Raw genomic sequence first — 26,609 nt, 5'->3', positions numbered from 1 at the left:
GCAATGTCCCTCATCCCTGTCGTCATTGAACAGAGCAGCCGTGGTGAAAGAGCTTTTGACATCTATTCGCGCCTCTTGAGAGACCGGATCATCTTTCTCGGCACCGCCGTGACAGATGATGTGGCCAATGTCATCATCGCGCAGATGCTCTTTCTCGAATCCGAAGATCCGGACAAAGACATCCATTTTTACATCAACTCGCCGGGAGGTTTGGTTACGGCGGGGCTCGCCATCTACGATACAATGCAGTATATCAAGCCCAACGTCTCGACACTGTGCATGGGGCAGGCCGCCAGCATGGCAGCGGTTTTGCTGGCTGCCGGAGTGAAGGGCAAACGGTTCGCTCTTCCCCACGTGCGCATCATGCTGCACCAGCCCATGGGGGGGTTCCAGGGGCAGGCGACGGACGTGGACATTCAGGCCCGGGAAATCCTCCGACTCCGCGAGGAATTGAACCAGATCCTGATGCACCACACCGGCAAGGGCATCGATCAGATTCAGCGTGATACCGACCGAGACTTTTTCATGTCCGGAGTACAAGCCAAGGATTATGGACTCATCGACGAGGTCATCACGGCTCGGGGCATCGGCCAGGCTCTGACCCCGGCGCCATAAACGAACGAAGCCATATAAATCGGATCTTTTCGCCTGAAACGGGTCCGGACTTTCTTTGGAAGGTTCGGACCTTTCTTGTTTCCAATACTCACCCCCCCTTCCGGGCATTGCGCTCCATTCCACTTCCTGTCTCCCGCCCGATGATGTGGACCTATTGTTTTCCAACTGAAACTTGTTATTTATTGAGGGAAAGGCATTGACGTTTCCCCATTATCGGGTTAGGGGTGTAACGTTATGAAAGGTTTGTCAAAAGGCAATTAAAAGTGGCTAAGGGAAATGGGCGTGGTTATAATACTGCCTGATCGATGGGGAAATAAAGGGCAAATGGACCTCATATACTGCATGATATGTCGCATCGCGAAGCAATCCTTGCCGCGATGTCATTCATAATGTGGCCAAGGAGGCACTAATGGCTAGAAAGCGTGAAGATCGAGGTGGGGAGCTGAGATGCTCCTTTTGTGGGAAGAGCCAGGATGAAGTGAAGAAGCTCATCGCAGGGCCAACGGTGTACATCTGCGACGAATGCGTTGAGCTGTGCAACGACATCATTGCTGAAGAGTATGAACGCGAAGAGTCCGCTCGCGCCACGCAGATTCCAAAACCTGCTGAAATCAAGAACTATTTGGATCAATACGTGGTGGGGCAGGAAAGGGCCAAAAAGGTTCTTTCGGTGGCGGTTCACAACCACTACAAAAGAATCGAATTGAAGCTCGATAAAAACGATGTGGAGCTGCAAAAGAGCAATATCCTCATGATCGGGCCGACCGGTTCCGGGAAAACTCTCCTGGCTCAGACTCTTGCACGCATCCTGAACGTGCCTTTCACCATTGCCGACGCGACGACGTTGACGGAGGCGGGTTACGTCGGCGAGGATGTGGAAAACATCCTGGTCAGCCTGATTCAGGCAGCGGATTATGACATCGAAAAGGCTTCCCGGGGTATTGTCTACATTGATGAAATCGACAAAATCGCTAAGAAGTCGGACAGCCCGTCCATCACCCGGGACGTCTCGGGTGAAGGGGTTCAGCAGGCCCTCCTCAAAATTTTGGAAGGCACTGTAGCCAACGTTCCTCCCAAGGGGGGCAGAAAACACCCGCAACAGGAATTCATCAAGATCGACACCACCAACATTCTGTTTATCGTTGGTGGAGCATTCAACTATTTGGAGAATATCATTCATTCGCGCGTTGGGGTGAAGGGGCTGGGGTTTGGCGCCGAAATTCGCAGTAAAGAGCAGAAGAGCATCGGTGAGGTCCTGGTGCGCATTCAGCCGGAGGATCTCATCAAGTTTGGGATGATTCCTGAGTTTGTGGGCCGGCTGCCCGTCATCGCGACGCTCAACGAGCTCACCGAGGATGAACTGGTCAGCATCCTGACGGAGCCCAAGAATGCTCTCGTCAAGCAATACAAGAAGCTTTTCGAACTGGAGGATGTGCGTCTTCGCTTCACGGACGGCGTGCTGAAGACCATCGCCAAGGAGGCCATTCGTCGGAAGTCGGGGGCGAGAGGGCTTCGATCCATCATGGAAAATATCATGCTGGACATCATGTATGACCTTCCCTCTCAGCCCGAGATCCAGGAATGCATCATCAACGAGGACGTGCTCCTGAAACAGGCCAGTCCCTTGTTGCTCTACAGGAACCAGAGTCAAGAGTCCGCCTAGTACGGCGGAGCGAAACGCATCACCTGGTCCGGTGAGATTTGAAGTCCCCCTTTGAGGGGGACCCAGAGGGAAGAGCCGTGACGTTCACCACCCCCTGCCTCTTCCGGAATCCTTCAGGTTATGGATCGGCGTGTTTTCAAAACCCGTTCCTTCCGCAAAAAGCCGATGTTCAGCATCGGCTTTTTGCGGAAGATCGATGAAACGATAGGGCAGCAGGTGAAAAACTGTCCAGAGTTGTGAGACGTACCGAGCATGCAGCATCCACACGTGGCTTTATGGCAGAAAGTAATGAACCATGTTTAAACGAACGAAAAACAAGGACGAACAGCACATGAGTGCCAACACGTTTGCGCTCCCGCTCTTACCTCTGAGAGATATTGTAGTCTTTCCGGCCATGGTGGTGCCACTGTTCGTGGGTCGTGACAAATCGGTCAATGCTCTGGAAAGGGCGATGAGCACCGACAAGCGTATTTTTCTATCAGCCCAGACCAAGGCCAAGATGGACGACCCGCAGGAATCGGATATCCACAGGATTGGCACGATTGCGAACATACTTCAGATCCTGCGCCTGCCTGACGGAACGGTAAAGGTTTTGGTGGAAGGGGATCTTCGAGCCAGGGTGTTGCATTTCCTGCCGAACCATGAATATTTTCAGGTACAGCTGGAAGCGTTGGAGGAGCCTCCCCAAAATCCCCTGGAAATCGAAGCACTGCGCCGCAATCTTCGTGCGGCCTTTGAGACCTACAGCAAGCACAACAAGAAAATCACGCAGGAAGTGCTGGACGCCGTCGCTGCCGTAGAGGATCCTTCACGCCTCACGGATACGGTCGCCGCATACATGCCCCTGAATCTCGAACTGAAGCAGATGCTCCTGGAAACCCTCGATGTTTCCAGGCGCATGGAAAAGCTGTTCGGCCATATCCGGGCGGAAATAGAAATCATCCAGACTGAAGAGCGCATCAAGGGACGGGTCAAGAAACAGATGGAAAAGACCCAGCGCGAGTACTACCTCAACGAGCAGATGCGCGCCATCCAGAAGGAAATGGGCGACAAGGATGACTTCAAGTCGGAACTGGAAGAGCTGGAAAAACGCATCAAGCGGAAGCGACTCAGCAAGGAAGCCGGCGCCAAGATAACCGCTGAATTCAAGAAGCTCAAGCTCATGTCGCCCATGAGCGCCGAAGCAACGGTGGTGAGGAATTACATCGACTGGATTCTGTCCCTGCCCTGGTTTGAGAAGACCAAGGACAAGATCGATATCGACGAGGCTGCGCGGATCCTCGATGAAGATCACTACGCACTGGAAAAGCCCAAGGAGCGCATCCTGGAATACATGGCCGTCCAGGCGCTGGTGAAGAAAATCAAGGGCCCTATCCTGTGCTTCGTGGGACCTCCTGGAGTCGGCAAGACATCGCTGGCCCGATCCATTGCACGATCCATGAACCGAAACTTCATCCGGCTCTCCCTGGGCGGGGTGCGTGATGAAGCTGAGATTCGCGGGCATCGCCGCACCTACATCGGAGCCATGCCCGGCAAGATCATTCAGAGCCTCAAGAAGGTAAAGAGCAATAATCCCGTTTTCTGCCTCGATGAGATCGACAAGATGAGCGCCGACTTTCGCGGAGACCCGTCGGCCGCTCTGCTGGAGGTGCTGGATCCCGAGCAGAATTTCTCCTTCAACGACCATTACCTGGACCTGGATTACGATCTGTCGGAGATCTTTTTCATCACGACGGCCAACAATCTCCACTCCATTCCCGCTCCCCTGCGGGACCGCATGGAAATCATCCAGATTTCCGGCTACACGGAACTGGACAAGCTGAATATCGCCAAGCAGTTTCTGGTCAAGAAGCAGTGCAAGGCCAACGGTTTGAAGATGGAGAACGTGGTCTTTGACGACGATATCCTGCTCTATATCATCCGCCACTTTACCAAAGAGGCGGGGGTGCGCAACCTGGAGCGGGAAATCGCCTCCGTATGCCGGAAGGTGGCCAAGGAGGTCGTGCGCAACGGCAAGGAAACACGCGTCGTGTTGACGGAAGAAATCATTCAGGAATACCTGGGCGTTCCTAAATTCCACTATGGACGGGCTGAAGAAAAGGACGAGATCGGCCTGGCCATGGGACTGGCATGGACGGAATTCGGTGGCGATATTCTGGGCATCGAGACCATCGTCATGCCGGGCAAGGGCAAAATCATCATCACAGGAAAGCTCGGAGAGGTCATGCAGGAATCGGCTCAGGCCGCTCTCAGCTATGTGCGGTCACGGGCCACGCGCCTGGGGATTGCCCCGGACTTCTACCAGAACCTCGACATCCACGTGCACGTGCCCGAGGGGGCCATACCCAAGGATGGGCCATCGGCAGGCATCACCATGGCCACGTCCATCGTTTCTGCCCTGACGCGCATTCCCGTGAGGAGCGATCTGGCCATGACAGGTGAAATCACACTCCGCGGCAGGGTCCTCCCCATCGGAGGGCTGAAAGAAAAGATCCTGGCGGCCCATCGATCCTTGCTGAAGCATGTCCTCGTGCCCAAAGACAATGCGAAAGATCTGAAGGACATTCCGCCCAAGATCTGTGAAGAGATGCATATCGAGCTCGTAGAGCATACGGACGATGTTCTGCGCAAAGCCCTCGCCTTGAAGGAAGGACAGGAGCTTTTCCATGAGCCCGAGTCGGGCCAGAGTCCGGTCCTGTTTGAAGCCAAAAAGCCGGCTTCCGATGAAATACGGACGCATTGAGGAATGTGTCAAAAAACCGCTTGACTTTGAAATGACGTTCTCGTATATACTCAAACTCGTTCAGGGGGCAAAACGAAACTATTCGCCCTGGGCGGTTTTCGGGGGCGAATAGCTCAGCTGGGAGAGCATCGGCCTTACAAGCCGAGGGTCACAGGTTCGAGCCCTGTTTCGCCCACCAAAGTAAGTTTTAAAGATGCGGGGTCGTAGTTAAGCTGGTTATAACGCCGGCCTGTCACGCCGGAGGCCGAGGGTTCAAGTCCCTTCGACCCCGCCAGCAAATCCAAGGAGTTAGCCAAAAGGTTAACTCCTTTTTCTTTTTCAACGTGATCACCCAAACCAACGCCGGCAAAGGAGAAACCATGGAAAAACGCTCCTGGGAGCAGAACGCCCAGTTTATCAGCAACACCCTCAGGCTCAGGACTCTTCCCATCGGGGTGTCGTTTCTCAAGGATCCATCGGAATTTCCAGAAAAAACGCGACGCCCTTCAGAGGTTTTCGGCAAGAAGATCACCATCTGCCAGGGGATCACCCTGGCTCGTGTCTACGGTTGGACCACGGGCCTCACCGCGGACGATCTCAACTGCGTCCCCGCCCTTCTCGCTTTTGGCCTCACTTCCGCACCAGATCCGGCGGATGCGCTGAGTGGTCTTATCTGTGACATAAATTTCGCCAAGAACAAGGAAGCCGCCCTCGTCGAGATTGAATCGATCCATCGCTTCCAAAACGGCGAGTACAAGGCCATCGTGATGGCCCCTCTCCAAAAAGGGCTTTTCGAACCGGATACGGTTGTCATTTACGGAAATCCCGCTCAGATCATGCGCATCATCCAAAGTATGGTATTCGAGAATGCAGGGCGGATTCCAGGCAATTTCGGGGGGAAGATCGAATGCACCGAGTACCTGATTGCGCCTTTCAAGAACGGTGCACCGAGGATCGCGATCCCGGGCAACGGCGACCGCATTTTCTCCATGACCCAGGATGACGAGATGGTTTTCTCTCTCCCGGGGCACATGGTCGAGAATCTGGTCTATGGGCTGTCGGAGTCGGGAAAAGCCGTTGGTGCCCGATACCCGGTCACGTTTTATCAGAATTTCCAGCCTGAATTTCCCAGGCAGCATATCGAACTGGGGAAGAAACTGGGAATCTTCTGAGCCTCATGTCCTGGCGGGAATCCGGATGAACACCCCTTTCCGGATTCCCGCCCGGCGACGCTGGATGGCAGCAGCGAAGACTAATCGTGATATCGGTCATGGAAGCGCCGGTAATGCGCGTCAGGACCTGGTCGATACCTGCAGCCGGGGCCGTCGCAATCGTAATAACGGTGGTGCCTGTGAGGCGGACGTCGATAGACCACCACAGGCTCCTCGCGATAATAACGAACCACCGGTGGCGGCGGGGGAGCGTAATAATATGGAGCCCCGAACTGGACATCGATGTTGAGCTCTGCCCGGGCTCCGGAGACGAAGGGCGGCATGAACAAAAGAACCGTAAACAGTGCAGGAAGAATTGCCTTCATTATCTTCATCTTTCTCTCCATCTGAATGCATCGGTTTGAAAAACTGTCAAATTTTTCCAGGCTGAACGCTTTGAGAAAGGCTTTCAGCAAGGTTCCAGCTGGCAGAGATGTAAGCACACGGCGTACCATCGCCCTAACATACCAATATTCAAGGGCTTATTTTTAAAATCCTCCTGGAAGGCATCGTCCGCACCTACCAATAAATGCACACGCCCCTGCAAATTTTTTCACACTCCTCTGCCGTGCTGCCAGTGGAATGACTCCACCCGCAACGCACGAGCCGGCCGGACCGGCAGCCGATCCGCTCCTCTCCGACGGCCTCCTCCACCCCGATATTTAAGTCACGATAACAATTTCATGTTTCTCTCTTGCGCTGACTCGGGCATGCAAATATTATCTTCCCCTGGTTTTTGCGAACTTCTTTGAAACGCCATCCCGTTTGGATTTTAGCCCAGGAAGAGAGTATTTAAGCTGCACTTACACGGAACCTACAGAGGAGCACTAGATGCCAAAGCGAACGGACATTAACAAGGTCCTCATCATCGGGTCGGGTCCCATTGTCATCGGCCAGGCCTGCGAATTTGACTATTCGGGGACCCAGGCGTGCAAGGCATTGCGGAGCCTGGGTTACCAGATCGTACTGGTCAATTCCAACCCGGCCACCATCATGACGGACCCGGGCCTTGCAGATGCAACCTATATCGAGCCCCTCACCCTGGAATCCCTCACGCGCATCATCGAAAAGGAGCGCCCCGATGCCCTCCTGCCCAACCTGGGGGGGCAAACAGGGCTCAATTTGAGCTCGGAGCTGGCCAAGGCGGGAGTTTTGGACCACTTTGGCGTCCGCATCATCGGTGTTCAGGCCGACGCCATTGAACGCGGTGAAGACCGCATCGCTTTCAAGGAGACCATGACGAAGCTCGGGATCGATATGCCCAGGAGCGAGCCGGCTTTCAGTGTGGAGGAAGCGGAGGAGATCGCCGGCAGACTCGGATACCCCGTCGTCATCCGACCGGCTTACACCATGGGGGGAACCGGGGGCGGTCTGGTCTACAATGTGGAGGAACTGCGAACGGTGGCGAGCCGCGGTCTGTCAGCCAGCCTCATCGGACAGATCCTCGTGGAGGAATCGGTCCTCGGCTGGGAGGAGCTGGAGCTGGAAGTCGTCCGGGATGCCAGGAACCAGCGCGTCACGGTCTGCTTCATCGAGAACGTCGACGCCATGGGCGTCCACACGGGGGACTCCTTCTGCACGGCTCCCATGTTGACCATCGACAGGGAGCTCCAGGAAAAGCTCCAGAAGCAATCCTATGACATCGTCGAGGCCATCGAGGTCATCGGGGGAACGAACGTTCAATTTGCACACGATCCCAAAACGGGCCGGATCGTCGTCATCGAGATCAATCCTCGGACCTCCCGGTCCTCAGCCCTCGCTTCCAAGGCGACGGGTTTCCCCATCGCCCTCATCTCGGCGCGGCTGGCAGGAGGCCTGACCCTGGACGAGATTCCCTACTGGCGCGAGGGGACCCTCGATCGATACACACCCTGGGGCGACTACGTCGTCGTCAAATTCGCACGCTGGGCCTTTGAAAAGTTCAAGGGGGTCGAAGACCGCCTGGGAACTCAAATGCGCGCCGTGGGCGAAGCCATGAGCATCGGAAAGACCTACAAGGAAACGCTGCAGAAGTCCATCCGCTCTCTCGAGATCGGCCGCTACGGACTGGGGTTCGCCGCGGATTACAACACGAAACCTTTGGCGGAGCTCATGGAGCTGCTCGCCTTCGCCACCAGCGAGCGCCAGTTCATCATGTACGAAGCCCTCCGTAAGGGCGCCACGGTGGAGGAGCTATCCCAAAAGACCCATATCAAGGCCTGGTTCATCGGGCAGATGAAGGAGCTCGTGGAACTGGAGGAAGAAATCCTGCGGTGCAAGGGTGGAACCCTGCCGCCCGGTCTCCTCGCCCGCGCCAAGAAAGACGGTTTTGCAGACCGCTACCTGGCGGGACTCCTGGGGATCTCGGAGCGGGAAATCCGTGACCGCCGGAAAGCCGAAGGCATCGTCCAGGGTTGGGAGCCTGTACCCGTGAGTGGGGTCGAAAACGCAGCCTACTATTATTCCACCTACAATGCGCCGGACCAGGTGACCCGATCCGACCGCGCCAAGGTCATGGTCATCGGAGGCGGCCCCAACCGCATCGGCCAAGGGATCGAGTTCGACTACTGCTGCGTTCACGCGGCCTTCGCTCTCCGGGACGAGGGTTACGAAACCATCATGGTCAACTGCAACCCCGAAACGGTCTCCACGGACTACGACACTTCGGACAAGCTTTACTTCGAGCCCATTACCGTGGAGGACGTTCTTGCCATCTATGAGAAGGAGAAGCCCGAAGGGGTTATCGTTCAATTCGGAGGTCAGACTCCCTTGAACATTGCCCGGGAACTGGCCGAGGCCGGAGTGCGGATCATCGGCACCACCCCCGATACCATCGACCTGGCCGAAGACCGCGACCGCTTCCGGCAGATGATGGAACGGCTCGGCATTCCCATGCCCGAATCCGGGATGGCCGCCAACCTTGAGGAGGCCCTGAAGGTGGCCTCCCGCATCGGCTACCCCCTCATGGTCCGTCCCTCCTATGTGCTCGGCGGGCGAGGCATGGAGGTCGTTTACGACGAAGAGATGCTTCGGCAGTATGTGCAGGCGGCTGTCGGCGTCACCCCCGACCGTCCCATCCTCATCGACAAGTTCCTGGAGAACGCCATCGAAGCCGAAGCCGATGCCATTTCCGACGGTGTGAATGCCTTCGTCCCGGCGGTGATGGAGCACATCGAGCTGGCGGGAATCCATTCGGGCGATTCGGCCTGTGTCATTCCACCCATCAGCATCCCGCCCAAGCACCTGGAGACCATCCGCGAGTATACGCGGCAGATCGCCCTGGAGCTGAAGGTTGTGGGCTTGATCAATATCCAGTATGCCGTCTCGGACAACAGCGTCTATGTGCTGGAAGCGAATCCGCGGGCATCCCGAACGGTTCCCCTGGTTTCCAAGGTGTGCAACATCCCCATGGCGCGGCTGGCCACCCAGGTCATGCTGGGCAAGCCCCTGGGCGAACTGGGCCTGCAGGAAAGGTATATTCCCCACTTTGGAGTGAAAGAAGCCGTTTTCCCCTTCAACATGTTTCCGGAAGTCGATCCCATCCTCGGCCCTGAAATGCGCTCGACGGGTGAGGTTCTCGGCATGGCGGATTCATTCGGCATGGCATCCTTCAAGGCACAGGAAGCAGCCGGCCAGCGCCTGCCGGTGGAAGGCACCGTTCTCCTGACGGTTTCCGATCTCGACAAGCAGGCGTCGGTTCAGGTGGCCAGGCGGTTCAAGAATTTGGGACTCAAGATCATGGCCACGAAGGGCACCTGCAATATTTTGCGGGCCAGCGGTATCGAAGCGGAGGGTGTCGAAAAGATGCACGAAGGGCGCCCCAATATTGTGGACGCCATCAAGAACGGAGCCATCCAGCTGGTGGTGAACACTCCCAGCGGCAAGCTGAGCCAGTGGGACGATTCTTACATCCGCAAGGCGGCCATCAAGTACAAAATCCCCTATATCACTACGCTGGCAGGTGCCGTGGCGGCGGCCCGAGGGATTGAGGCGTTCAAAACCGGACGCAGCGACGTCAAGTCCCTCCAGGAATACCACGCTGCCATCCGGTAGCGGGGATGGCTGGGGGACGCTGAAAACGCTGACAAGCGCTGATTGACGCAGAAAAAATTTGGGGCTGGCGCGGTCTCCCGACCGTGCCCCCCTGTCTAAAACTCCCTCTCCCTCGAGGGAGAGGGTTGAGGTGAGGGTGAAGGTGAAGAAGGACCCGCCCCCACCAGAATGGCCATGGAGTGGGGCAGGAGTCGATACACGCCCTGCTCCTTCAACAGCAGTTCCTTCCCCTGCCCCCGAACGTCGTGGGGATACGATTTGCCCGTATCGACAAAGCGATGCCAAAGGCGGTTGTCGGGCGCTTTCGGCAGCTGAAAAACCTCCGGCTCATTCTTTGCGTTGAAGAGCAGGCACAACGGCTGTTCCGCGGCCCTCATTTCCCTTTTTTCAGGGTAGATGAGACATCCCAGCACACCGCCGCCGCTATCCCACTGAGGAGCTCCTCCGTCCGGTCCGAGCCACAAAATGTCGTCTCCCGTGTAAAAATGCTCCGCCGTCAGCACCCTGTGTCGGCGGCGGAAGGCAATGAGCTCCCGTATAAATCGAAAAATCTGGCGGTTTTGCACGACCAGACTCCAATTGTACCAGGAGACCTCGTTGTCCTGGCAATAGGCGTTGTTGTTGCCACCCTGAGTCCTGCGAAACTCGTCTCCCCCCAGCATCATGGGAACTCCCCGCGACATGAAGAGCGTCGCCAGCAGGTTCTTCATCTGGCGGGTGCGTACTGCATTGATGGCGGGATCCTCCGTCTCTCCTTCCACCCCGTAATTTTCGCTGAAATTCTCGTCCGCGCCGTCCCGGTTGCCTTCGCCGTTGGCCTCGTTGTGCTTTCGGGAATAGGTGACGAGATCGTGGAGTGTAAACCCATCGTGGCAGGTGATGAAGTTGATGCTGTGCAAGGGATCCTTTCCCGTGCGCTGATACAAATCCGCGCTTCCGCACAGGCGGGTGGCGAGAGCGCCCACCATCCCGTCATCCCCCCGCCAGAATCTCCTGACCTCGTCACGAAAGCGCCCATTCCATTCGCACCAGCGCAACCCAGGAAAAGACCCCACCTGATAGGCGCCTCCCGCATCCCATGCTTCGGCGATGAGCTTTACATCCCGCAGCAGAGCGTCTTCGGCAATCCGCTCGAGGAGCGGTGGGTTGGTCAGCACCTCCCCTTCCCGATCCCTCCCCAGCACTGAGGCCAGATCGAACCGAAAGCCGTCCACATGCATCTCGATGACCCAATACCTGAGGCAATCCAAAATGAACCCCCGCACCACCGGGTGATTGCAGTTCAGAGAATTCCCGCAGCCCGAATAGTTGCGGTAGCTCCGCCGATCGGTGCGGAGCATGTAGTAGATGCTGTTTTCCATCCCCCTGAAATTGAGTGTCGGTCCCGTTTCATCGCCTTCCGCCGTATGGTTGAGCACGATATCGAGAATCACTTCAATGCCCGCTTTGTGCAGCTCTCGCACCATCGTTTTGAATTCAGCGACCTGGCAACCCGCTTCTATCTCGCTTCCGTAGCTCTCTTTGGGGGCGAGAAAAGAGACCGTATTGTATCCCCAGTAATTTCGGAGGAGCTCCCCCGTAAGAGGATTTTCCCTCACCAGTTCGCTCTCGTTGAATTCCTGGACCGGCATCAACTCCAGTGCTGTGATGCCCAGCGTTTTAAAGTAAGGAATTTTTTCGATGACCCCGAGAAAGGTCCCGGGCTGCTTCGCAGCTGAAGAGGGATGGATGGTGAGTCCTTTGACATGCGTTTCATAGAGAATGGTTTCCGACCACGGGTGCTTCAGAGGGCGATCCCCCTGCCAGTCGAACCGGGTGGTCGTCAGAAGGCACTTGGCCATGTGTCTGGCGTTGTCTTCGATGGAGCAGGCGGTATCGGGCTCGGGAGTGCTGAAGTCGATTCCCCTGGCATATCGAAAATCCCAACCGCGCGTCCCTGCGAGTGCATGCGCATAGGGATCCAGCAACAGCTTGAAGCGGTTGAAGCGATGCCCCTCCTGCGGTTGATAAGGCCCCTGCATGCGAAATGCGTAGATCTGCCCCAGGCCGATGCCCCCAATCCACACGTGCCAGATGTCGCCCGTCCGATGCGCCAACGGTTCCAGTTCAATGGAGGCAAAAGGCTTCTCATCCTCGGGAGCGTCGAAGAGCTCCAGCCAAACTTTCTCGGCATGGCGGCTGAAAACCGAAAAATTGATGCCCCCCTCCAGCTCGGAGGCTCCGAAAGGCAGCGGCTTGCCGATATCCATCTCGACAAATGGCGGCCGGCCACTCTCATTGGTGGCTGTCTGCCCATCTCGAGGACCAGAAGACGGAAGGGGCTGGAGGGCTTCGATCTTTTCAAAAGAATGCGTATTTCTCTGTTTTTTCAGGGCACCGGTGCAAATCATTTCGACTCCTCCCGCGACGCCTTTCTGGAATATCCCGCTCCATCCGGTCACCAGGCCTCCGACCGAAGACTCTGCCCCGACAGACTCCTGGCGGCCCTGCAGGACGCCGTTCAGCAAAGAAATATGGCTCGGCAATATTTTTATCACATGTGAAAACGACTTGTGCTGACAAATCCAAAACGATTGTGTAGACTTTCAGACACGAATGCAAGCATTTGCCCTGAACCTTTACCATATAGCAGGATCAATATTCCATCATGAACATGAACAATGCCGATGCGTGGAACCCGGGCAGCTATTTCAGACATCGCCTGATCGCCATCACGTTCTCCCTCGTGGTGGGTGCTCTGCTCATGGCCTCAAAGTTCTACGTATACTGGCTGACTCATTCTTCGGCTATTCTTTCCGATGCGTTGGAATCCATCATCAATGTGGTCGCCAGCGCGTTTGCCATGGGCAGCATTCTACTGGCGTCCAAGCCTCCCGATATGACGCATCCCTATGGCCATGGAAAGATAGAATTCTTTTCGGCCGGTTTCGAGGGCGCCCTGATTGTCTTCGCGGCCATCGGCATTGCAAGGACGGCATGGCCTCAGATCCTGCACCCCCATCCCCTTCCCAATCTCGAAAGCGGTCTCTGGATTCTTCTCGCTACCAGTGCGGTGAACTTCATTCTTGGGGCAGGACTCGTGCGCATCGGCAAGCGCACCCATTCCCTGACTTTGGTGGCCGACGGAAAGCATGTCATGACGGATGTGTATACGTCGGCGGGCGTTCTCCTGGGGCTGGTGCTGGTGAATCAGACGGGGTGGTACTGGATGGATGGGGCTATTGCCTGCCTGGTGGCACTGAATATCCTCGTCATGGGAGGAAAGCTCATCAACGAATCGTTCAGCGGACTCATGGACCGATCCGATCCGGGGCTCCTGGAGGATATTTCGAAGCTTCTCGCTCAACATCGGCGAGACGTCTGGATCGACATTCATCACCTGCGCGCTTGGCGGTCTGGAGACCGTATCCATCTGGATTTTCATCTGATTTTACCCAGGGATCTCTCCCTGGATAAAGTGCACCAGGAGGTTGAGGAGCTCCAGGCATTGCTGAGCGATCACTTCAACGGGAGAGCCGAAACCCTCATCCACGCGGAACCCTGCAACATGCCGCAATGCCCTATTTGCGGCCTCGACCCCTGCGAGCTGAGGGTGAAGCCCACGAGCCACCAGGCCCTGTGGCACCGGGAGGTTGTGACTCTCCCTGAAGAGGGTGCAGGACGGTTGGACGGGATAGAGTGCGGAGCGCAGAAGAAGGAAACGAAAAATTCCGCTCCGTGATGTGCTGCAGGATACTGGATGGGAAAGGAGAGTGAGGGCATGAGCGACCAGGCAAAGCTGGAAATCGGAATGAGGGGCACCGCCGGTGGACAGGTGGATCCAGGCAATACAGCCATCGCCATGGGAAGCGGAGAGGTGGAAGTCTTTGCCACACCGGCCGTAGTAGCCCTCATGGAGGCGGCGGCCGTACAGTGCCTCCAGGGTCACCTGGCTCCCGGAGAGACGTCCGTGGGCATCCGCATGGAGATGACTCACACGGCAGCCACACCAGTGGGAATGAAGGTACGTGCGGAGGCTGTTCTGGAAAAGATCGAAGGCCGCCTCCTGTCCTTTGAGGTTACCGCTTTCGATGCCGTTGAAAAAATCGGTGAGGGGAAGCACGAACGGGCAGTCGTGCAAAAGGAACGGTTTGTGTCAAGGGTTCTGGGAAAAAGAGACATGGCTCCATAGGGAGCCCTTCCCGGCAGTGTGCAGATCTGCAGAGACTAAGAATGGACACCATTTATGACAGAAAGGTTGCGGAGGGGTTCTGTACATCGCGGAACCAACGAGACTCGGATCGATCTTGATCTTGTTCTGGACGGGAGTGGGTCGGCAGATTTAAAGACAGGCGTTCCCTTCCTGGAGCACATGCTCACCCTTTTCAGCGTGCACGGTCTGTTCGACTTGAAGGTGGAGGCAGACGGTGACCTGGAGGTCGATGCACATCACACCGTGGAAGATCTCGGCATTTGCCTGGGGCAAGCCGTGTCCCTCGCCCTGGGCGACCGCAAAGGCATCCGCCGCTATGGTCAGTCGTCCATTCCCATGGATGAAACCTGCGCTTCCGTGGTGCTGGACCTGTCCAATCGCCCATGCCTCGTGTACCAGGTTCCTCCCCTGTCCGAACGCGCTGGTCAGTTCGAAACGGAGCTCGTCCCTGAATTCCTCCGCGCTTTCTGCCTCCATGGCGGCATAACGCTCCACGTCCAGGTGCCTTATGGAAGCAACACGCATCACATGATCGAGGCGGTCTTCAAAGCACTTGGCCGAGCCCTGGACCAGGCGACTCAGCTGGACGAACGGCGCACCGGCATCCCATCCTCCAAAGGTGCCCTTTAGCACCATGGCCGGCCCAGTACATCGCAGCTAAAGTCATTCCCTGGTGCACTGGGCGAAAGTCGCACCAGGTCCGGGAGGTTTTGTTTTCTGCGTTCGTCAGCGTCTCGTCAGCGTTTTCAGCGTCCCCCTCTCAGACGATCTTCTCGCTCAGCGCCTCGAGATCGATGTCTTTGTCATCGGTCACGTGGTAAACCGTCTGGCTGGGAAAAGCGAACTCGATGCCTTCAGCTTTGAACCGCCGCATGATTTCGAGGCAGGACCTCTGCACCCACGCCTGGAAGTCCCAGTAATTGGGTGGATGGTACCACGCAAAAACGGCGATGTTGAGGCTCCAGTCGTTGAAGGCATTGAAGTACACGCGAGGCGGAAATTCCCTGCGCATCCCTTCGTGGTTTTCCAGGATCTCCTGCACGATGGCCACCGCCCGTTCGACCTTCTCGGGTGAAGTGTCATAGGTGATGGTGAGGTTGGTGTGCCAGCGCAGGTGGGGACGCTTGTCGACATTTTCCAATGTGGAATTGATGATTTTTTCATTGGGGATGGAAATCAGGTGTCCTGCCAGAGTCCGCAGGCGGGTGCTGCGGAACCCCACGTTCTCGACAAACCCTTCGTAATTGTCGATGGCGATGCGCTCCCCTACCTGGAAGGGCTTGTCCAGAAGAATCGTGAGGCTGCCGAGAAAATTGGCGATGGAATCCTTGCCGGCCAGGGCGAAGGCGAGACCCCCGATCCCCAGGGAAGCAATGATGGGTCCGATTTCGATGCCGGTCATGTTCTGAATGATCATGATGCCGCCGATGGCCAGGATGAAGACCCGGATAGTTTTCCCCACCAGAGGCACCAGCATGTCGTCAATGGTGTTCGTCGTGGACTGAGCCCAATGCCTCAGCTGTGAATCCAGTACCTTTATCAGTCGATAGAAGAGCCAAAAAAGAGCGACCGTCCCACCCAGGTCCGCCGCTTTCCTTGCCAGTTGGTGCACTGTGTTGACGCCATCCGCGGTGCTGAAATATCCAAATAATGGTGACAATGCATAATAAACTCCGTAGATTCGGATAAAGACGGAAAGCGGCCTGGAAAGCGCTTTCAGAAACAACCGCCACCACCGTTCCGAAGTCTCCTCACCGCTCTGCCGGGAGATTTGCCTGTGCAGCAAATATGTGACAACACGATCCACGAGCACGACAAGGAAAAGCAGCAGGGCGCATATGATCAGCTTGAGCCAGGTGATTCCCAAAAAGGCCCTGGCGGCGATCCATTTTCCCCATTTACGGGACGCGTCCTTCCCGACTTCGTCGATTTTCTTGCCGAGCACCTTCCCCGCTTCGTCGATTCTTTCCGTTTGCAGGGGAACCGCCGTCTCATTGGGACGAGGAATGAGGTTGACGGTGGGCTCTGCTTCCTTTTCTTTCTCCACCTCCCTGGCGGCGCTTTTCTTTTCCTGCCCTCCGTTTCCATTCTCGGCCGAGACCCTTCCCAGTGATCCCAGCCCGAGAAAAAGGCCCAGCATCATCAAGACAATCAGCACAACAGACCTTCTACGCAACATCAATTCTGTCCTCCGGAACTTCCTTTTGGGGAGATTGTGAGCCTTTTCTCAATTTCGACAGGCCTCCTGGCACACGCTTTACGAAATGAAAGCAAAAGCCGGGCCTGCAATCCCTGCAACTCTTTCGGTTCACTCTCACCCCATACTGCACAGGTTCGATCGAATCAGGGTGGACACCGTGGCCGCTCGTGCAATGGCCCGAAACATGAGAAGCACGGCCCACCAAGGTTGGAGAATATATTCAATTGATGCGTGAATATCAATGCGGCACTGCGATGCCCGTGCAATCGCACGAAGTAGCCAATGAGGTGAGGAAAAAGGCAGTCAATCGGCATCGGACAACGGCGGAGGTGCCTTTCACACGCCTGACTCCACTGTACTGTTAACCGGTGATAACCTGGCTTTTGCAGGAGCGGCTTTCCATCTGCAACTTTCACCATCGATCGTTTTTGTCGCGGCTGGAAGCCGCTCCTGCAAGGCATTTGCTCGCTTATAAAGACCCACGTTGAAGACGGCTCAAAAAGGATTGGATTCCGCTTGACTTTGCATGGGCTTTGACATATTGTGCTTTTGTTGTCGCGGGGTGGAGCAGTCAGGTAGCTCGTCGGGCTCATAACCCGAAGGTCAGAGGTTCGAATCCTCTCCCCGCTACCAGGAAAATAAAGGGCTTATGGGAAACCATAAGCCCTTCTTCTTTTTCTTCCCCACACTATTCCCCACACCCACGCTAGAAATGAAGCTTTAGAGAGCACGGGCCACACCCTATTCAGTTTTCAAAGAGCGGCACTCGGTCATCTCCAGAGACATTTTTATAGAAAAGAATGTCTCACATGTCTCTAATGTCTCCAATCCTTTTGTCAGTGCGATTCTACAGCGGAGACATAATGTCTCCCAATGTCTCCAATGTCCCGACTACCCTTTTTCATATCGTTTGCGACAACTTGCGTGTCCACAAGGGCAAGGAGGTCCTGAAATGGTTGGGCAAACACCCACGTTTTCTTTTCCATTTCACTCCCGTCCACTGCTCCTGGATGAATCAAGTGGAGCAGTGGTTTAGCATCCTACAACGCAAGCGCTTCAAAATCGCCGATTTTGCCTCTATCGAAGATTTGCGCGACAAGATCTATCTTTTCATTGAGCAGTGGAACAAGAGAGCGCACCCTTTCAAATGGACGACCAAGTCAGTGGCCAAGATCATGGCCTATCCTGATGATCATAAGCAGGCGGCCTAACAGACACTCTTTTGTGTGACGCTGTATTAAGTTTATGAAGAAAGCAAGGATCTTATTCGGCTTGGCATGGTTGCTCTGGTCTGCGACAGTGCAACCCTCCGAAGTCTCCGCCACTGAGGGCGGAGTCAGCCACTACACCCCGGGGAGCCATGGCGTCTTTTATTGACACCGCCCCCCCGGGATTGGTGGCAATAAACTTTTTCAATCATTACAATGGAAGCGCCGGTGGTGACAGGCAACTGCCGTTTGGCGGCATGGTGGCGGCTAATCTTGACATGACCTTCTACGCCGATGTATTCGGCCTGGCATATGGGACCCCTTTGGGCATTCTTGACGGCAAATTCGCTGCTGCAGTGCTCGTTCCCTATGTCTGGGTTGATGTGAAAGCGCAAGTCGACCTGCAGAGCAGACTCTTCCCACGACTCGGGCGCACTATCACCCGGCAGGACGCGGCTGACGGTATCGGCGATATTACGCTCGTACCGTTTTGGCTTGCCTGGAAATAAGGGCGATTTCAAATGGGATGTGCGGTGTGACATTTACGCCCCGACAGGTGAATACACCGAGGGTCGGCTGGCCAACGTGGGTCTTAACTACTGGACCTTTGAGCCGGTCGTATCGTTCGGCTACCTGAGCTCCAAAATCGGCCTGGAAATATCTGCCTATGCCGGCCTGAATTTCAATACCAGGAACGATGCCACGGACTCAGAGCAGCGATTTCTTTCATCTGGATTTGACCGTCGCCGAGCACCTGCCCCTGTCCAAGTACGGCCTCATCGGAATCGGCTTCAACGCCTTTTACTGGGACCAGTTCACCGGCGACAGCGGTTCCGGTGCTGTGCTTGGGGCCTTCAATGGCCGCGCCCAGGGAATTGGACCGGTGGTCTCCTATGTCTCCCCGCCGATTTGTGGTCATACCATCTTGACCGAGGTGAAATGGCTCCCTGAGACCGATGTCAATAACCGCCTCAGCGGTGACTACATCTGGCTCAAGGCGGTGTTGGCTTTCTAACGATAGACGCGCTTATGGACCTCCCCATAGGCTGTATTTATTGACAGTAGACATTTTCCGGAAAGCTCTTTATTGTGAGCTGTATCGGAACCTTTTTCAGATAGCGCAGGAGATGACGGTAAGGCGCCCACCGGGACTCGACTCACTCATAGGAATCAGGGCTGATGGAGATCGAAAGGGGTGGTTTATGAAGAAAAGAACATCAATGGCCGCATTCATTCTTGCATTGAGCGTGGTGTGCGCGGGAGCAGCCTCGGCGCAGACGGAAAAGGATGTGTACCATGAGGTCAAAGTCGAACACCGTTGTCTTGCTGGCCTTGGCAGTGGGTGTTGTGTGTTTCTGCGGCTTGCCCCCGTTTTCTACCTTTGCGACTGAGCCCCGGCGGAACGCAGAAGTCGAGGGGTTTGCCGGCTCCCAGAGCTGTCGGGAGTGCCACGAGAGCTTCTACCAGCTCTGGTCCACCTCCTTCCACGGGCTCGCCATGCAGCCATACAGCGACGCTCTGGCAGAGGAGAAGCTCATCCCCCAGAAGGAAGACGTGGTCATCGGTTCGTTTCGCTACCGGGCCGAAATCGGCAAAAGGCAGGGCTGGGTGCTTGAAAAAGGGCCTGAAGGGACGAAGAAGTACCGAATGGAACATGCCTTGGGCGGCAAGAACGTCTTCTACTTTCTTACCCCGCTGGAGAAGGGGAGGCTGCAGACACTGCCCGTTGCGTACGATGTGAGCCGGAAAGAGTGGATCGACATGGCGTCAAGCGGCGTGCGGCATTTCCCGGGCGATCAGCGTCCGGAGGAGCCCTTCAATTGGAAGGAATGGCCTTACACCTTCAACACCGCGTGCTACAGCTGCCATGTGAGCCAGCTTACCACCAACTACGACCTCAAAAGCGATACGTATCACACGGTCTGGGCCGAGCCCGGCATCAACTGCGAGACCTGCCACGGCCCGTCCGCCGAGCATAACCAGTCTGCCAGGGAAGCACCAAAGGGACAGTCTTTGGCCGACCTGAAAATCATCAGCACCAAGACCATGACCAAGGAGCAGCGCAATCATCTCTGCGCCTCATGCCACGCCAAGACAACCGCTCCCCTGACACCGTCCACTCCTCCGGGGGGGAGGTTCTTCGACCACTTCGACCTGGTCACCCTCGAGAGCCCGGATTACTACCCGGACGGTCGCGACCTGGGAGAGAACTACACTTACACCTCGTGGCTCATGAGCCCCTGCGTCAAGTCGGGGAAGCTCGACTGCATGCACTGCCACACATCGAGCGGCCGCTACCGCTTCAAGAAACCCGAAGACGCCAACAAGGCCTGCCTGCCGTGCCATGAAGAACGGGTGAACGGCGCCCCGGCACACACTCGCCATGAGGAAGGAAGCGCCGGGAACCAGTGCATATCCTGTCATATGCCCATGACATCCTTTGCCCGCATGAACCGGAGTGACCACTCCATGCTGCCGCCGGCTCCCTCGGCGACGATGGCCTACCAATCGCCGAATGCCTGCAACCTCTGCCACACCGACAAAGACGCGGCCTGGGCCGACAGACAGGTTCGGGAGTGGCTGCCCCGCGACTACCAGGCCCCGCTGCTTCATCGCGCGAGCCTCATTGATGCAGCGAGAAAGAGGGACTGGAGCAAGCGGGAGGAGATGCTTCATTACATCACGAGCCCGGATCGGAACGAGGTATTCGCCGCATCCCTCATTCGCCTGATCCCGCCAACCTTGGACCTGAAAATCGCTCAGGCACTGCTCAAGGCGGCGGGTGACCCGTCTCCTTTGGTCCGGGCCGCAGCCATGGAATCCCTGGCGATGATCCCGTCGAAACAGTGTCTGCAGGCCATCATCGGGGCAACCGGAGATGACTTCCGACTTGTCCGCATCCGGGCTGCAGCGGCTCTGTCCGCCTATCCCGATCTGCAGATGGGCGAGGAGTACGGGGAGAAAATCAGGAAGGCCGACGCGGAACACCTCACGTCTCTGCTGGCGTGGTCCGACCAGTGGCCTTCCCACTACAACCTGGGGAACTACTATCTCAACCGGGGGGAGCTCAAAGAGGCCATCACCTGCTATGACCGGGCTCTCACGATCGAGCCTCGTGCCGTCATGGTCCTGGTGAATGCCTCCATTGCGTACTCGCGCATGGGGGAAGTGAAAAAGAGTGAAGAATCGCTGCAGAAGGCCCTCAGAACTTCCCCTGAGAATGGTGCGGCCCTGTTCAATATGGGACTTCTCAAGGCCGAGCTGAACGATCCGCAGCAGGCGGAGAGTTATCTCAAAGCAGCCCTGAAACAAGACCCCCAAATGGCCCAGGCGGCCTATAACCTCTGCATCCTTCTTGCCGGGGACCGACCGGGGGAAGCCGTCGGTTTCTGCAGGGAGGCGGTCGGGTTGCGCTCCGATGATCCGAAGTACGCCTACGCCCTTTCCATCACGCTGCAGCAAACGGGTGAGACGGCTGAAGCGATCTCTGTGTTGAAGACGATTTTGGAGGAGTATCCCGAATATCAGGACGCGCAGGTGCTTCTCCGGCAGATACTATCAACGGCTCCAACGCCCTGAAGAAGGCCGTGAGGCAGGTCGACCCTCAGGGGGGTACAGGAGCAGGAACCTCATTGATTCTGCCAATGACGACCAGTTACTGCTCCTGGGTGGAATCCATGAGCAGAAGGGAAACAGGCGCGGAGCCGGCGACACATACAAGCAAGAGGGACGTTGCCGTAGAAGGAATAGCAGAGAGCCAAGAGCTTTTGATAAAAGCGCGGATGGAAGCTCTGAAGCCTGACAAGACGGGTTCGGGAGGGAAGTAATGAATTATGCACTGGTCGGATTGTCATTAGGTACCGGTTTGTTCTTCGGCATGCTGATTCTCTATGAGGTTGGGAGGCGCATCGGCATCGCTGTACTCATGCGCCATCCTGAAGGCTTGGACAAGGGAACCAGCGCGGCGGAAGCCGCCGTGTTCGGCTTGATGGGACTTCTCATCGCCTTCACATTCTCTGGAGCCGCATCGAGGTTTGAAGATCGCCGGCACTTGATCGCCTCGGAAGCCAATGCGATCGGTACGGCCTACCTGCGCCTCGATCTGCTTCCAAACGATTCGCAGCGGGAGTTGAGGGAACTGTTTCGTCGCTACGTGGATGTGCGATCGGAGTCATATCTGGGGCAAGATCTAGATGCGATGCGCCTAAAGCACGCTGAGGGCTCCGCTTTGCATGAGGAGATCTGGACAAAGGCAATAGCTGCGTGCCGCAGGCAGGATGCACCCACACAAGCAGCCATTCTCCTGCTCCCCGCACTGAACGAGATGATCGACATAACGACCACGAGGGTGTCGGCAGCCCGGAATCACCCGCCGCTGGTCATATTTGTGCTGCTTGCCGGACTGAGTCTTATTGGCGCATTGATCGTTGGCTTTGACACGTCGTCCAACAAGGACCGGAGCTGGTTCCACATGATCGCTTTCGCAGCCATTACGTCGCTCGCGATCTACGTGATTGCAGACCTTGAGCTCCCGCGCCTCGGTCTGATTCGCATCGATGCTGCCGACCAACTCCTTATGGAGCTGCGAAAGAGCATGCATTGAGGCAATGCGTGTCTCGTAGCTCGTGCGAAGTTGAAAAAAGAGTGGAATCGAGGAACCCTGGTTTTTCTGCTTTCGGATTTTCGTGATGGACCTTTGATGTCAGTGCGGCTCGGCCGTCAAGGGTCAACGGAACTGGAAGAAATGAGGAGGGATGAATGAAATCTAAATTTGCATTGCGCACCATCCTGCCCGTAGCCCTTATTCTTACTGTGCTGGTGTGCACGCCAACAGTCCTGGCGCAAACGGAACCGGATCGCACCATGCTGCCGATCCACGAGCCCCAGTACCCCCACAGCACCGTGCTCGATGTCCGTAATGCTCCACCGCCACCACCACGGTTTGAGGTCAAGGCTCCGGCTGGAGCGCCCAACGTCCTCATTGTGCTGATCGACGACATGGGATTCGGCCAGTCCGGCGCCTTCGGCGGTCCTCTCCACATGCCGACCGTGGAACGTCTGGCTCAAAACGGGCTCCGGTACAACCAGTTCCACACGACCGCCCTCTGTGCGCCGACAAGGATGGCGTTGCTCAGCGGCCGCAGCCACCACATGAACAACATGGGGTCGATCACGGAAACGGCGACAGCCTACCCCGGCAACACCGCCCAGCGCTCCGACAACGTGGCGCCGCTGGCGATGGTGCTGCGCTACAACGGCTACACGACGGCGCACTTCGGCAAGAACCATGAGACGCCGGTGTGGGAGATCAGCCCGTCCGGACCCACCGACCGCTGGCCGACCCGCAACGGGTTCGACAAGTTCTACGGCTTCATGGGCGGCGAGACGAACCAGTGGGCACCGGCCGTCTACGATGGCATGATCAAGATCGAGCTGCCGAAGGATCCAAACTACCACTTCATGACCGACATGACGAACCAGGCCATCCAGTGGGTGCGATCCGTGAAGTCCCTAACCCCGGACAAGCCGTTCTTCATCTACTTTGCGCCCGGGGCTACCCACGCGCCGCACCACGTTCCCAGGGAATGGATCGAAAAGTACAGGGGCAAGTTCGACCAGGGGTGGGACAAGCTGCGGGAAGAGACCCTCGCCCGCCAGATCAAGCTGGGAGTCGTGCCCCCAGGGACGAAGCTCGCACCGAAGCCGGAAGCGATCAAGGACTGGGAGAAGCTCACGCCGGATGAGAAGAAGCTCTTCACCCGCCAGATGGAGGTGTTCGCCGGGTTCTCCGAGTACACGGACACCGAGATCGGCCGCCTCGTGAACGCCATCGGCGACCTGGGCCAGCTCGACAACACGCTGATCTTCTACATCGTGGGTGACAACGGCGCGAGCGCGGAAGGCGGCATGGCCGGCATGTTCAACGAGAACACCTTCTTCAACGGGATTGCGGAATCGGTCCAGGATGTTCTGAAGCACTATGACGAGCTTGGCGCTCCGAGCACGTACAATCACTATGCCGCCGGATGGGCCGTCGCAGGGGATACCCCGTTCGCGTGGACCAAGCAGATTGCCTCGAGCTACGGCGGAACCCGGAACGGCATGGTCGTCCACTGGCCGAAGGGGGTTAAGGCAAAGGGCGAGGTCCGTTCGCAGTGGCACCATGTCATCGATATTGTCCCCACGATTCTCGAGGCTGCGGGACTTCCCGAACCGAAGGTGGTGAACGGCGCCAGCCAAGTCCCCATCGAAGGGGTGAGTATGCTGGGCTCCTTCAATGATGCCAAGGCAAAGGACAACCACCTGACCCAGTACTTCGAGATTTTCGGAAACCGCGCCATCTATCATGATGGCTGGCTGGCCGGCACTATTCACAAAGCGCCCTGGGAGCAAAAGCCCCGGGCATCTCTCGAAAACGATGTCTGGGAGCTCTACGATACGCGGGCCGACTTCAGCCTGGCCAACGACCTGGCGGGAAAGGACCCGGCAAAGCTCAAGGAGATGCAGGACCTGTTCATGAAGGAAGCGGAGAAATACAACGTGCTTCCCCTTGACGATCGCACTCTGGAGCGCTTCAACGCCGCCCTCGTCGGACGTCCCGACCTGATGGCAGGCCGAACGTCCCTCACGGTCTACGAGGGCATGACCGGAATGTCCGAGAACGTGTTCATCAACACCAAGAACCGCTCCCACACGATCACGGCGGAGGTGGAGATTCCCAAAGGCGGCGCCAACGGTGTGATCCTGGCCCAGGCCGGGCGGTTTGGCGGCTGGAGCCTGTATCTGATGGATGGCAAGCCGACCTACCATTACAACTTCCTGGGGTTGGCGCGCTTCACCATTGCCGCAAAAGATCCTGTACCTGCCGGGAAGGCCACCATCCGCTACGAGTTCGCCTACGACGGCGGCGGACTGGCCAAGGGCGGCCTGGGGGCGATCTTCGTCAACGGTGCGAAGGTTGCCGAGGGGCGGATCGAACAAACGCAGCCCATGGTGTTCTCGGGTGATGAAGGTGCTGACGTCGGTGAGGATGGAGAGACGCCGGTCGTTGAGGACTATGGAATTCCAGCACCCTATAAGTTCACCGGCAGGATCGACAAGGTCACGATTGACCTGAAGGAAATGAAGGCGGCAGACAAAACGGAGGAGAACAAGCTCCGCGCCGAAACCGCTCATAAGAAAGCCTTGTCGGATTAGGCAATGAAGGAGCAGACACGATGAGAAAAGCACCTGTGTATGTCCTTGCCCTCCTGGCTTTGATCGTCTTTGGCCCTGCCATGCAGAGTGGGGCGGAGACGCCTGAGATGAAGATGACGACCCCGATTCCCGAGGGGGTCGCCATACCGGACACGGTTGAAACCCGCCTCGGCACTCTGAAGTTCTTCGACGGTTTCCCGGATGATGCCACCGTCGCGAAGCTCTACGACAACCTGGACTTTCAGCGCGCGGTACAGGCCTACCTTCTGGCCTTGGCCCCCGTTAGCCAGTTGGCCAACAAGAAGGGGATCTCCGAGTTGGGGCCACTCAATCTGACGGTGCCCATCTTCGAGGACCGGATGGACTCGAAGTCTCTCTTCCTCACTCCGAACAACAACACGCCGTACACGTGGTTCTGGCTGGACCTGCGCGATGGTCCCCTCGTGCTCGAAGTGCCGCCGAAGGTGCTCGGGGCGATTGATGACATTTGGTACAACTTCGTCACCGACCTCGGCTTCACCGGGCCGGACAAGGGCGAGGGCGGCAAATACCTGATCCTCCCGCCCGGCTACAAAGGCGATGTGCCGGAAGGCTACTTCGTTGTGCGCCCCGCAACGTTCTCCATTTGGGTCCCCTGGCGCTCCTTCCTCGTCAACGGCGACCCCAGGCCAGGCGTGGATCAGGTGGAGCAGCACACGCGCATCTATCGCCTGAAGGATGCCGCCAATCCGCCCAAACTGAATTTTGTGCACGTTTCCGGCAAGGCATTCAGCACACTTGCGCCAGCGGATTACACGTTCTGGGAGTATCTGAACCAGGTGCTGCAGGAAGAGCCGACCGAATCGCTCGATCCGGTAACACTCGGCCTCTATGCGTCGATCGGCATTCAGAAGGGAAAGCCGTTTGCACCCGATGCGCGGATGAGAGGGATACTGACTGAAGCTGCTTCGGTCGGCGACGCCACCGCTCGGGCCATCAATTACCGGCTGCGAATCAAGGAAAGCTACTTTTACCCGAACAGCGCCTGGCGCTCCGGCTTCTACGGCGGCTACAAGTTCGAAGAAAACGGCGCGCGCGTCCTCGACGCTTACTCGGCCTTCTTTTTCTACGCCACAGGCATCACACCGGCTATGGACTCGAAAACTGTCGGCGTGGGATCCCAATACATGGCCGCATTCGTGGATTCCAAGGGTGCCCCGCTGGACGGCGGGAAGAACTATAGGCTTCATCTGCCACCGAACATCCCGGTCAAGGAGTTCTGGTCCGTCATCCTCTACGATAACCAGACCCGCTCGATGCTCCAGACCGATCAGCGCTGGCCGGCCGCAACCAGCCAGAACCCTGACCTCAAGGCTAACACGGACGGATCGGTAGACATCTATTTCGGCCCCAAAGCCCCGGCCGGCAAAGAGAGCAACTGGGTACAGACGATTCCCGGCAAAGGATGGAACACCCTCCTGCGCCTCTACGGACCCCTTGATCCATGGTTCGACAAGACCTGGCGGCCAGGAGAGATCGAACCCATATGAGTCGTCCCGGCCGGGATTGGCATCCCTTGACGAGGTTTCG

The 26,609-nt window shown here is 56.9% G+C and carries 16 protein-coding genes, 3 tRNA genes and 1 pseudogene; 17 read left to right on the top strand and 3 right to left on the bottom strand.

Features of this window, described 5'->3' with window-relative positions:
• Positions 1-3 precede the first annotated feature (3 nt).
• The 6 genes from clpP to MWC30_RS05605 all read left to right on the top strand — a co-directional run bounded on the left by clpP (position 4) and on the right by MWC30_RS05605 (position 6,172).
• Positions 4-615 carry an ATP-dependent Clp endopeptidase proteolytic subunit ClpP gene (clpP, locus tag MWC30_RS05630; RefSeq protein WP_244083179.1) on the top strand — a complete coding sequence of 204 codons (612 nt, stop codon included), beginning with the start codon at positions 4-6 and terminating at the stop codon, positions 613-615.
• 409 nt (positions 616-1,024) lie between these two features.
• The gene (gene clpX, locus MWC30_RS05625) at positions 1,025-2,278 is read left to right on the top strand and encodes an ATP-dependent Clp protease ATP-binding subunit ClpX (protein ID WP_244083178.1); all 1,254 of its coding nucleotides are present in this window, start codon (positions 1,025-1,027) and stop codon (positions 2,276-2,278) included.
• Positions 2,279-2,573: 295 nt separating this feature from the next.
• A complete protein-coding gene (lon, locus tag MWC30_RS05620; RefSeq protein WP_368860805.1) occupies positions 2,574-5,021 on the top strand; it encodes an endopeptidase La in 2,448 nt (815 codons plus the stop codon).
• A 102-nt stretch (positions 5,022-5,123) separates the two neighbouring features.
• Positions 5,124-5,199, top strand: a tRNA-Val gene (locus MWC30_RS05615).
• 19 nt (positions 5,200-5,218) lie between these two features.
• Positions 5,219-5,295 (top strand) — tRNA-Asp (locus MWC30_RS05610).
• Between the two features lie 85 nt (positions 5,296-5,380).
• Positions 5,381-6,172, top strand: coding sequence for a DUF169 domain-containing protein (locus MWC30_RS05605; protein ID WP_244083176.1), 792 nt, complete (start codon positions 5,381-5,383; stop codon positions 6,170-6,172).
• Positions 6,173-6,252: 80 nt separating this feature from the next.
• Here the strand turns inward: MWC30_RS05605 and MWC30_RS05600 are convergent, their stop codons facing one another.
• Positions 6,253-6,546, bottom strand: a complete 294-nt coding sequence (locus MWC30_RS05600) for a hypothetical protein (RefSeq protein ID WP_244083175.1) — start codon at positions 6,544-6,546, stop codon at positions 6,253-6,255.
• A gap of 496 nt (positions 6,547-7,042) precedes the next feature.
• On the opposite strand from MWC30_RS05600, the gene carB reads away from it, so the two are divergent.
• Positions 7,043-10,243 (top strand): carbamoyl-phosphate synthase large subunit, encoded by a 3,201-nt coding sequence (gene carB / locus MWC30_RS05595; RefSeq protein ID WP_244083174.1) that lies wholly within the window; start codon positions 7,043-7,045, stop codon positions 10,241-10,243.
• A 95-nt stretch (positions 10,244-10,338) separates the two neighbouring features.
• On the opposite strand, the gene glgX is transcribed toward carB, so the two are convergent.
• Positions 10,339-12,633, bottom strand: coding sequence for a glycogen debranching protein GlgX (glgX, locus tag MWC30_RS05590; protein WP_244083173.1), 2,295 nt, complete (start codon positions 12,631-12,633; stop codon positions 10,339-10,341).
• 257 nt (positions 12,634-12,890) lie between these two features.
• Between glgX and MWC30_RS05585 the strand changes: the two genes are divergently transcribed.
• From MWC30_RS05585 to hisB, 3 genes are read left to right on the top strand one after another with little or no spacing between them, the layout of a single operon-like run.
• Positions 12,891-13,964: a cation diffusion facilitator family transporter gene (locus tag MWC30_RS05585; RefSeq protein ID WP_244083172.1), complete on the top strand. Its 1,074-nt coding sequence runs from the start codon at positions 12,891-12,893 to the stop codon at positions 13,962-13,964.
• Positions 13,965-14,003: 39 nt separating this feature from the next.
• Entirely contained in the window at positions 14,004-14,414 is a 411-nt protein-coding gene (locus MWC30_RS05580; RefSeq protein WP_244083171.1) for a thioesterase family protein, read from the top strand.
• Positions 14,415-14,468: 54 nt separating this feature from the next.
• The gene (gene hisB, locus MWC30_RS05575) at positions 14,469-15,065 is read left to right on the top strand and encodes an imidazoleglycerol-phosphate dehydratase HisB (protein ID WP_244083170.1); all 597 of its coding nucleotides are present in this window, start codon (positions 14,469-14,471) and stop codon (positions 15,063-15,065) included.
• Positions 15,066-15,195: 130 nt separating this feature from the next.
• Here the strand turns inward: hisB and MWC30_RS05570 are convergent, their stop codons facing one another.
• Positions 15,196-16,614, bottom strand: a complete 1,419-nt coding sequence (locus MWC30_RS05570) for a mechanosensitive ion channel family protein (protein WP_244083169.1) — start codon at positions 16,612-16,614, stop codon at positions 15,196-15,198.
• A 577-nt stretch (positions 16,615-17,191) separates the two neighbouring features.
• Between MWC30_RS05570 and MWC30_RS05565 the strand changes: the two genes are divergently transcribed.
• The 7 genes and pseudogenes from MWC30_RS05565 (at position 17,192) to MWC30_RS05530 (ending at position 26,569) form a co-directional block, all read left to right on the top strand.
• Positions 17,192-17,268 (top strand) — tRNA-Met (locus MWC30_RS05565).
• A gap of 230 nt (positions 17,269-17,498) precedes the next feature.
• Complete coding sequence (locus MWC30_RS05560; protein ID WP_244083168.1) at positions 17,499-17,846, top strand: transposase; 348 nt, start codon at positions 17,499-17,501, stop codon at positions 17,844-17,846.
• A gap of 149 nt (positions 17,847-17,995) precedes the next feature.
• Positions 17,996-18,858: pseudogene (locus MWC30_RS22880) on the top strand (transporter).
• A gap of 281 nt (positions 18,859-19,139) precedes the next feature.
• Positions 19,140-21,422: a tetratricopeptide repeat protein gene (locus MWC30_RS05545; protein ID WP_244083165.1), complete on the top strand. Its 2,283-nt coding sequence runs from the start codon at positions 19,140-19,142 to the stop codon at positions 21,420-21,422.
• Between the two features lie 247 nt (positions 21,423-21,669).
• Positions 21,670-22,446, top strand: coding sequence for a hypothetical protein (locus MWC30_RS05540; protein WP_244083164.1), 777 nt, complete (start codon positions 21,670-21,672; stop codon positions 22,444-22,446).
• 155 nt (positions 22,447-22,601) lie between these two features.
• Positions 22,602-25,040: an arylsulfatase gene (locus MWC30_RS05535; protein WP_244083163.1), complete on the top strand. Its 2,439-nt coding sequence runs from the start codon at positions 22,602-22,604 to the stop codon at positions 25,038-25,040.
• Positions 25,041-25,060: 20 nt separating this feature from the next.
• Positions 25,061-26,569, top strand: coding sequence for a DUF1254 domain-containing protein (locus MWC30_RS05530; protein WP_244083162.1), 1,509 nt, complete (start codon positions 25,061-25,063; stop codon positions 26,567-26,569).
• Positions 26,570-26,609 lie beyond the last annotated feature (40 nt).

The sequence above is a fragment of the Desulforhabdus sp. TSK genome (assembly GCF_022836495.1).
Classification (GTDB): Bacteria; Desulfobacterota; Syntrophobacteria; order Syntrophobacterales; family Syntrophobacteraceae; genus Desulforhabdus.
This window is presented reverse-complemented; position numbering and strand designations above follow the sequence as displayed.

Bases quoted from the DNA above. Each gene is read 5' to 3' on its own strand.
- clpP (WP_244083179.1), top strand. From the start codon at position 4: ATGTCCCTCATCCCTGTCGTCATTGAACAGAGCAGCCGTGGTGAAAGA.
- MWC30_RS05585 (WP_244083172.1), top strand. From the start codon at position 12,891: ATGAACATGAACAATGCCGATGCGTGGAACCCGGGCAGCTATTTCAGA.
- MWC30_RS05530 (WP_244083162.1), top strand. From the start codon at position 25,061: ATGAGAAAAGCACCTGTGTATGTCCTTGCCCTCCTGGCTTTGATCGTC.
- MWC30_RS05560 (WP_244083168.1), top strand. From the start codon at position 17,499: ATGTCTCCCAATGTCTCCAATGTCCCGACTACCCTTTTTCATATCGTT.
- MWC30_RS05545 (WP_244083165.1), top strand. From the start codon at position 19,140: ATGAGGTCAAAGTCGAACACCGTTGTCTTGCTGGCCTTGGCAGTGGGT.
- MWC30_RS05570 (WP_244083169.1), bottom strand. From the start codon at position 16,614: ATGTTGCGTAGAAGGTCTGTTGTGCTGATTGTCTTGATGATGCTGGGC.
- glgX (WP_244083173.1), bottom strand. From the start codon at position 12,633: ATGATTTGCACCGGTGCCCTGAAAAAACAGAGAAATACGCATTCTTTT.
- MWC30_RS05535 (WP_244083163.1), top strand. From the start codon at position 22,602: ATGAAATCTAAATTTGCATTGCGCACCATCCTGCCCGTAGCCCTTATT.
- hisB (WP_244083170.1), top strand. From the start codon at position 14,469: ATGACAGAAAGGTTGCGGAGGGGTTCTGTACATCGCGGAACCAACGAG.
- lon (WP_368860805.1), top strand. From the start codon at position 2,574: ATGTTTAAACGAACGAAAAACAAGGACGAACAGCACATGAGTGCCAAC.
- MWC30_RS05580 (WP_244083171.1), top strand. From the start codon at position 14,004: ATGAGCGACCAGGCAAAGCTGGAAATCGGAATGAGGGGCACCGCCGGT.
- MWC30_RS05540 (WP_244083164.1), top strand. From the start codon at position 21,670: ATGAATTATGCACTGGTCGGATTGTCATTAGGTACCGGTTTGTTCTTC.
- carB (WP_244083174.1), top strand. From the start codon at position 7,043: ATGCCAAAGCGAACGGACATTAACAAGGTCCTCATCATCGGGTCGGGT.
- clpX (WP_244083178.1), top strand. From the start codon at position 1,025: ATGGCTAGAAAGCGTGAAGATCGAGGTGGGGAGCTGAGATGCTCCTTT.
- MWC30_RS05605 (WP_244083176.1), top strand. From the start codon at position 5,381: ATGGAAAAACGCTCCTGGGAGCAGAACGCCCAGTTTATCAGCAACACC.
- MWC30_RS05600 (WP_244083175.1), bottom strand. From the start codon at position 6,546: ATGAAGATAATGAAGGCAATTCTTCCTGCACTGTTTACGGTTCTTTTG.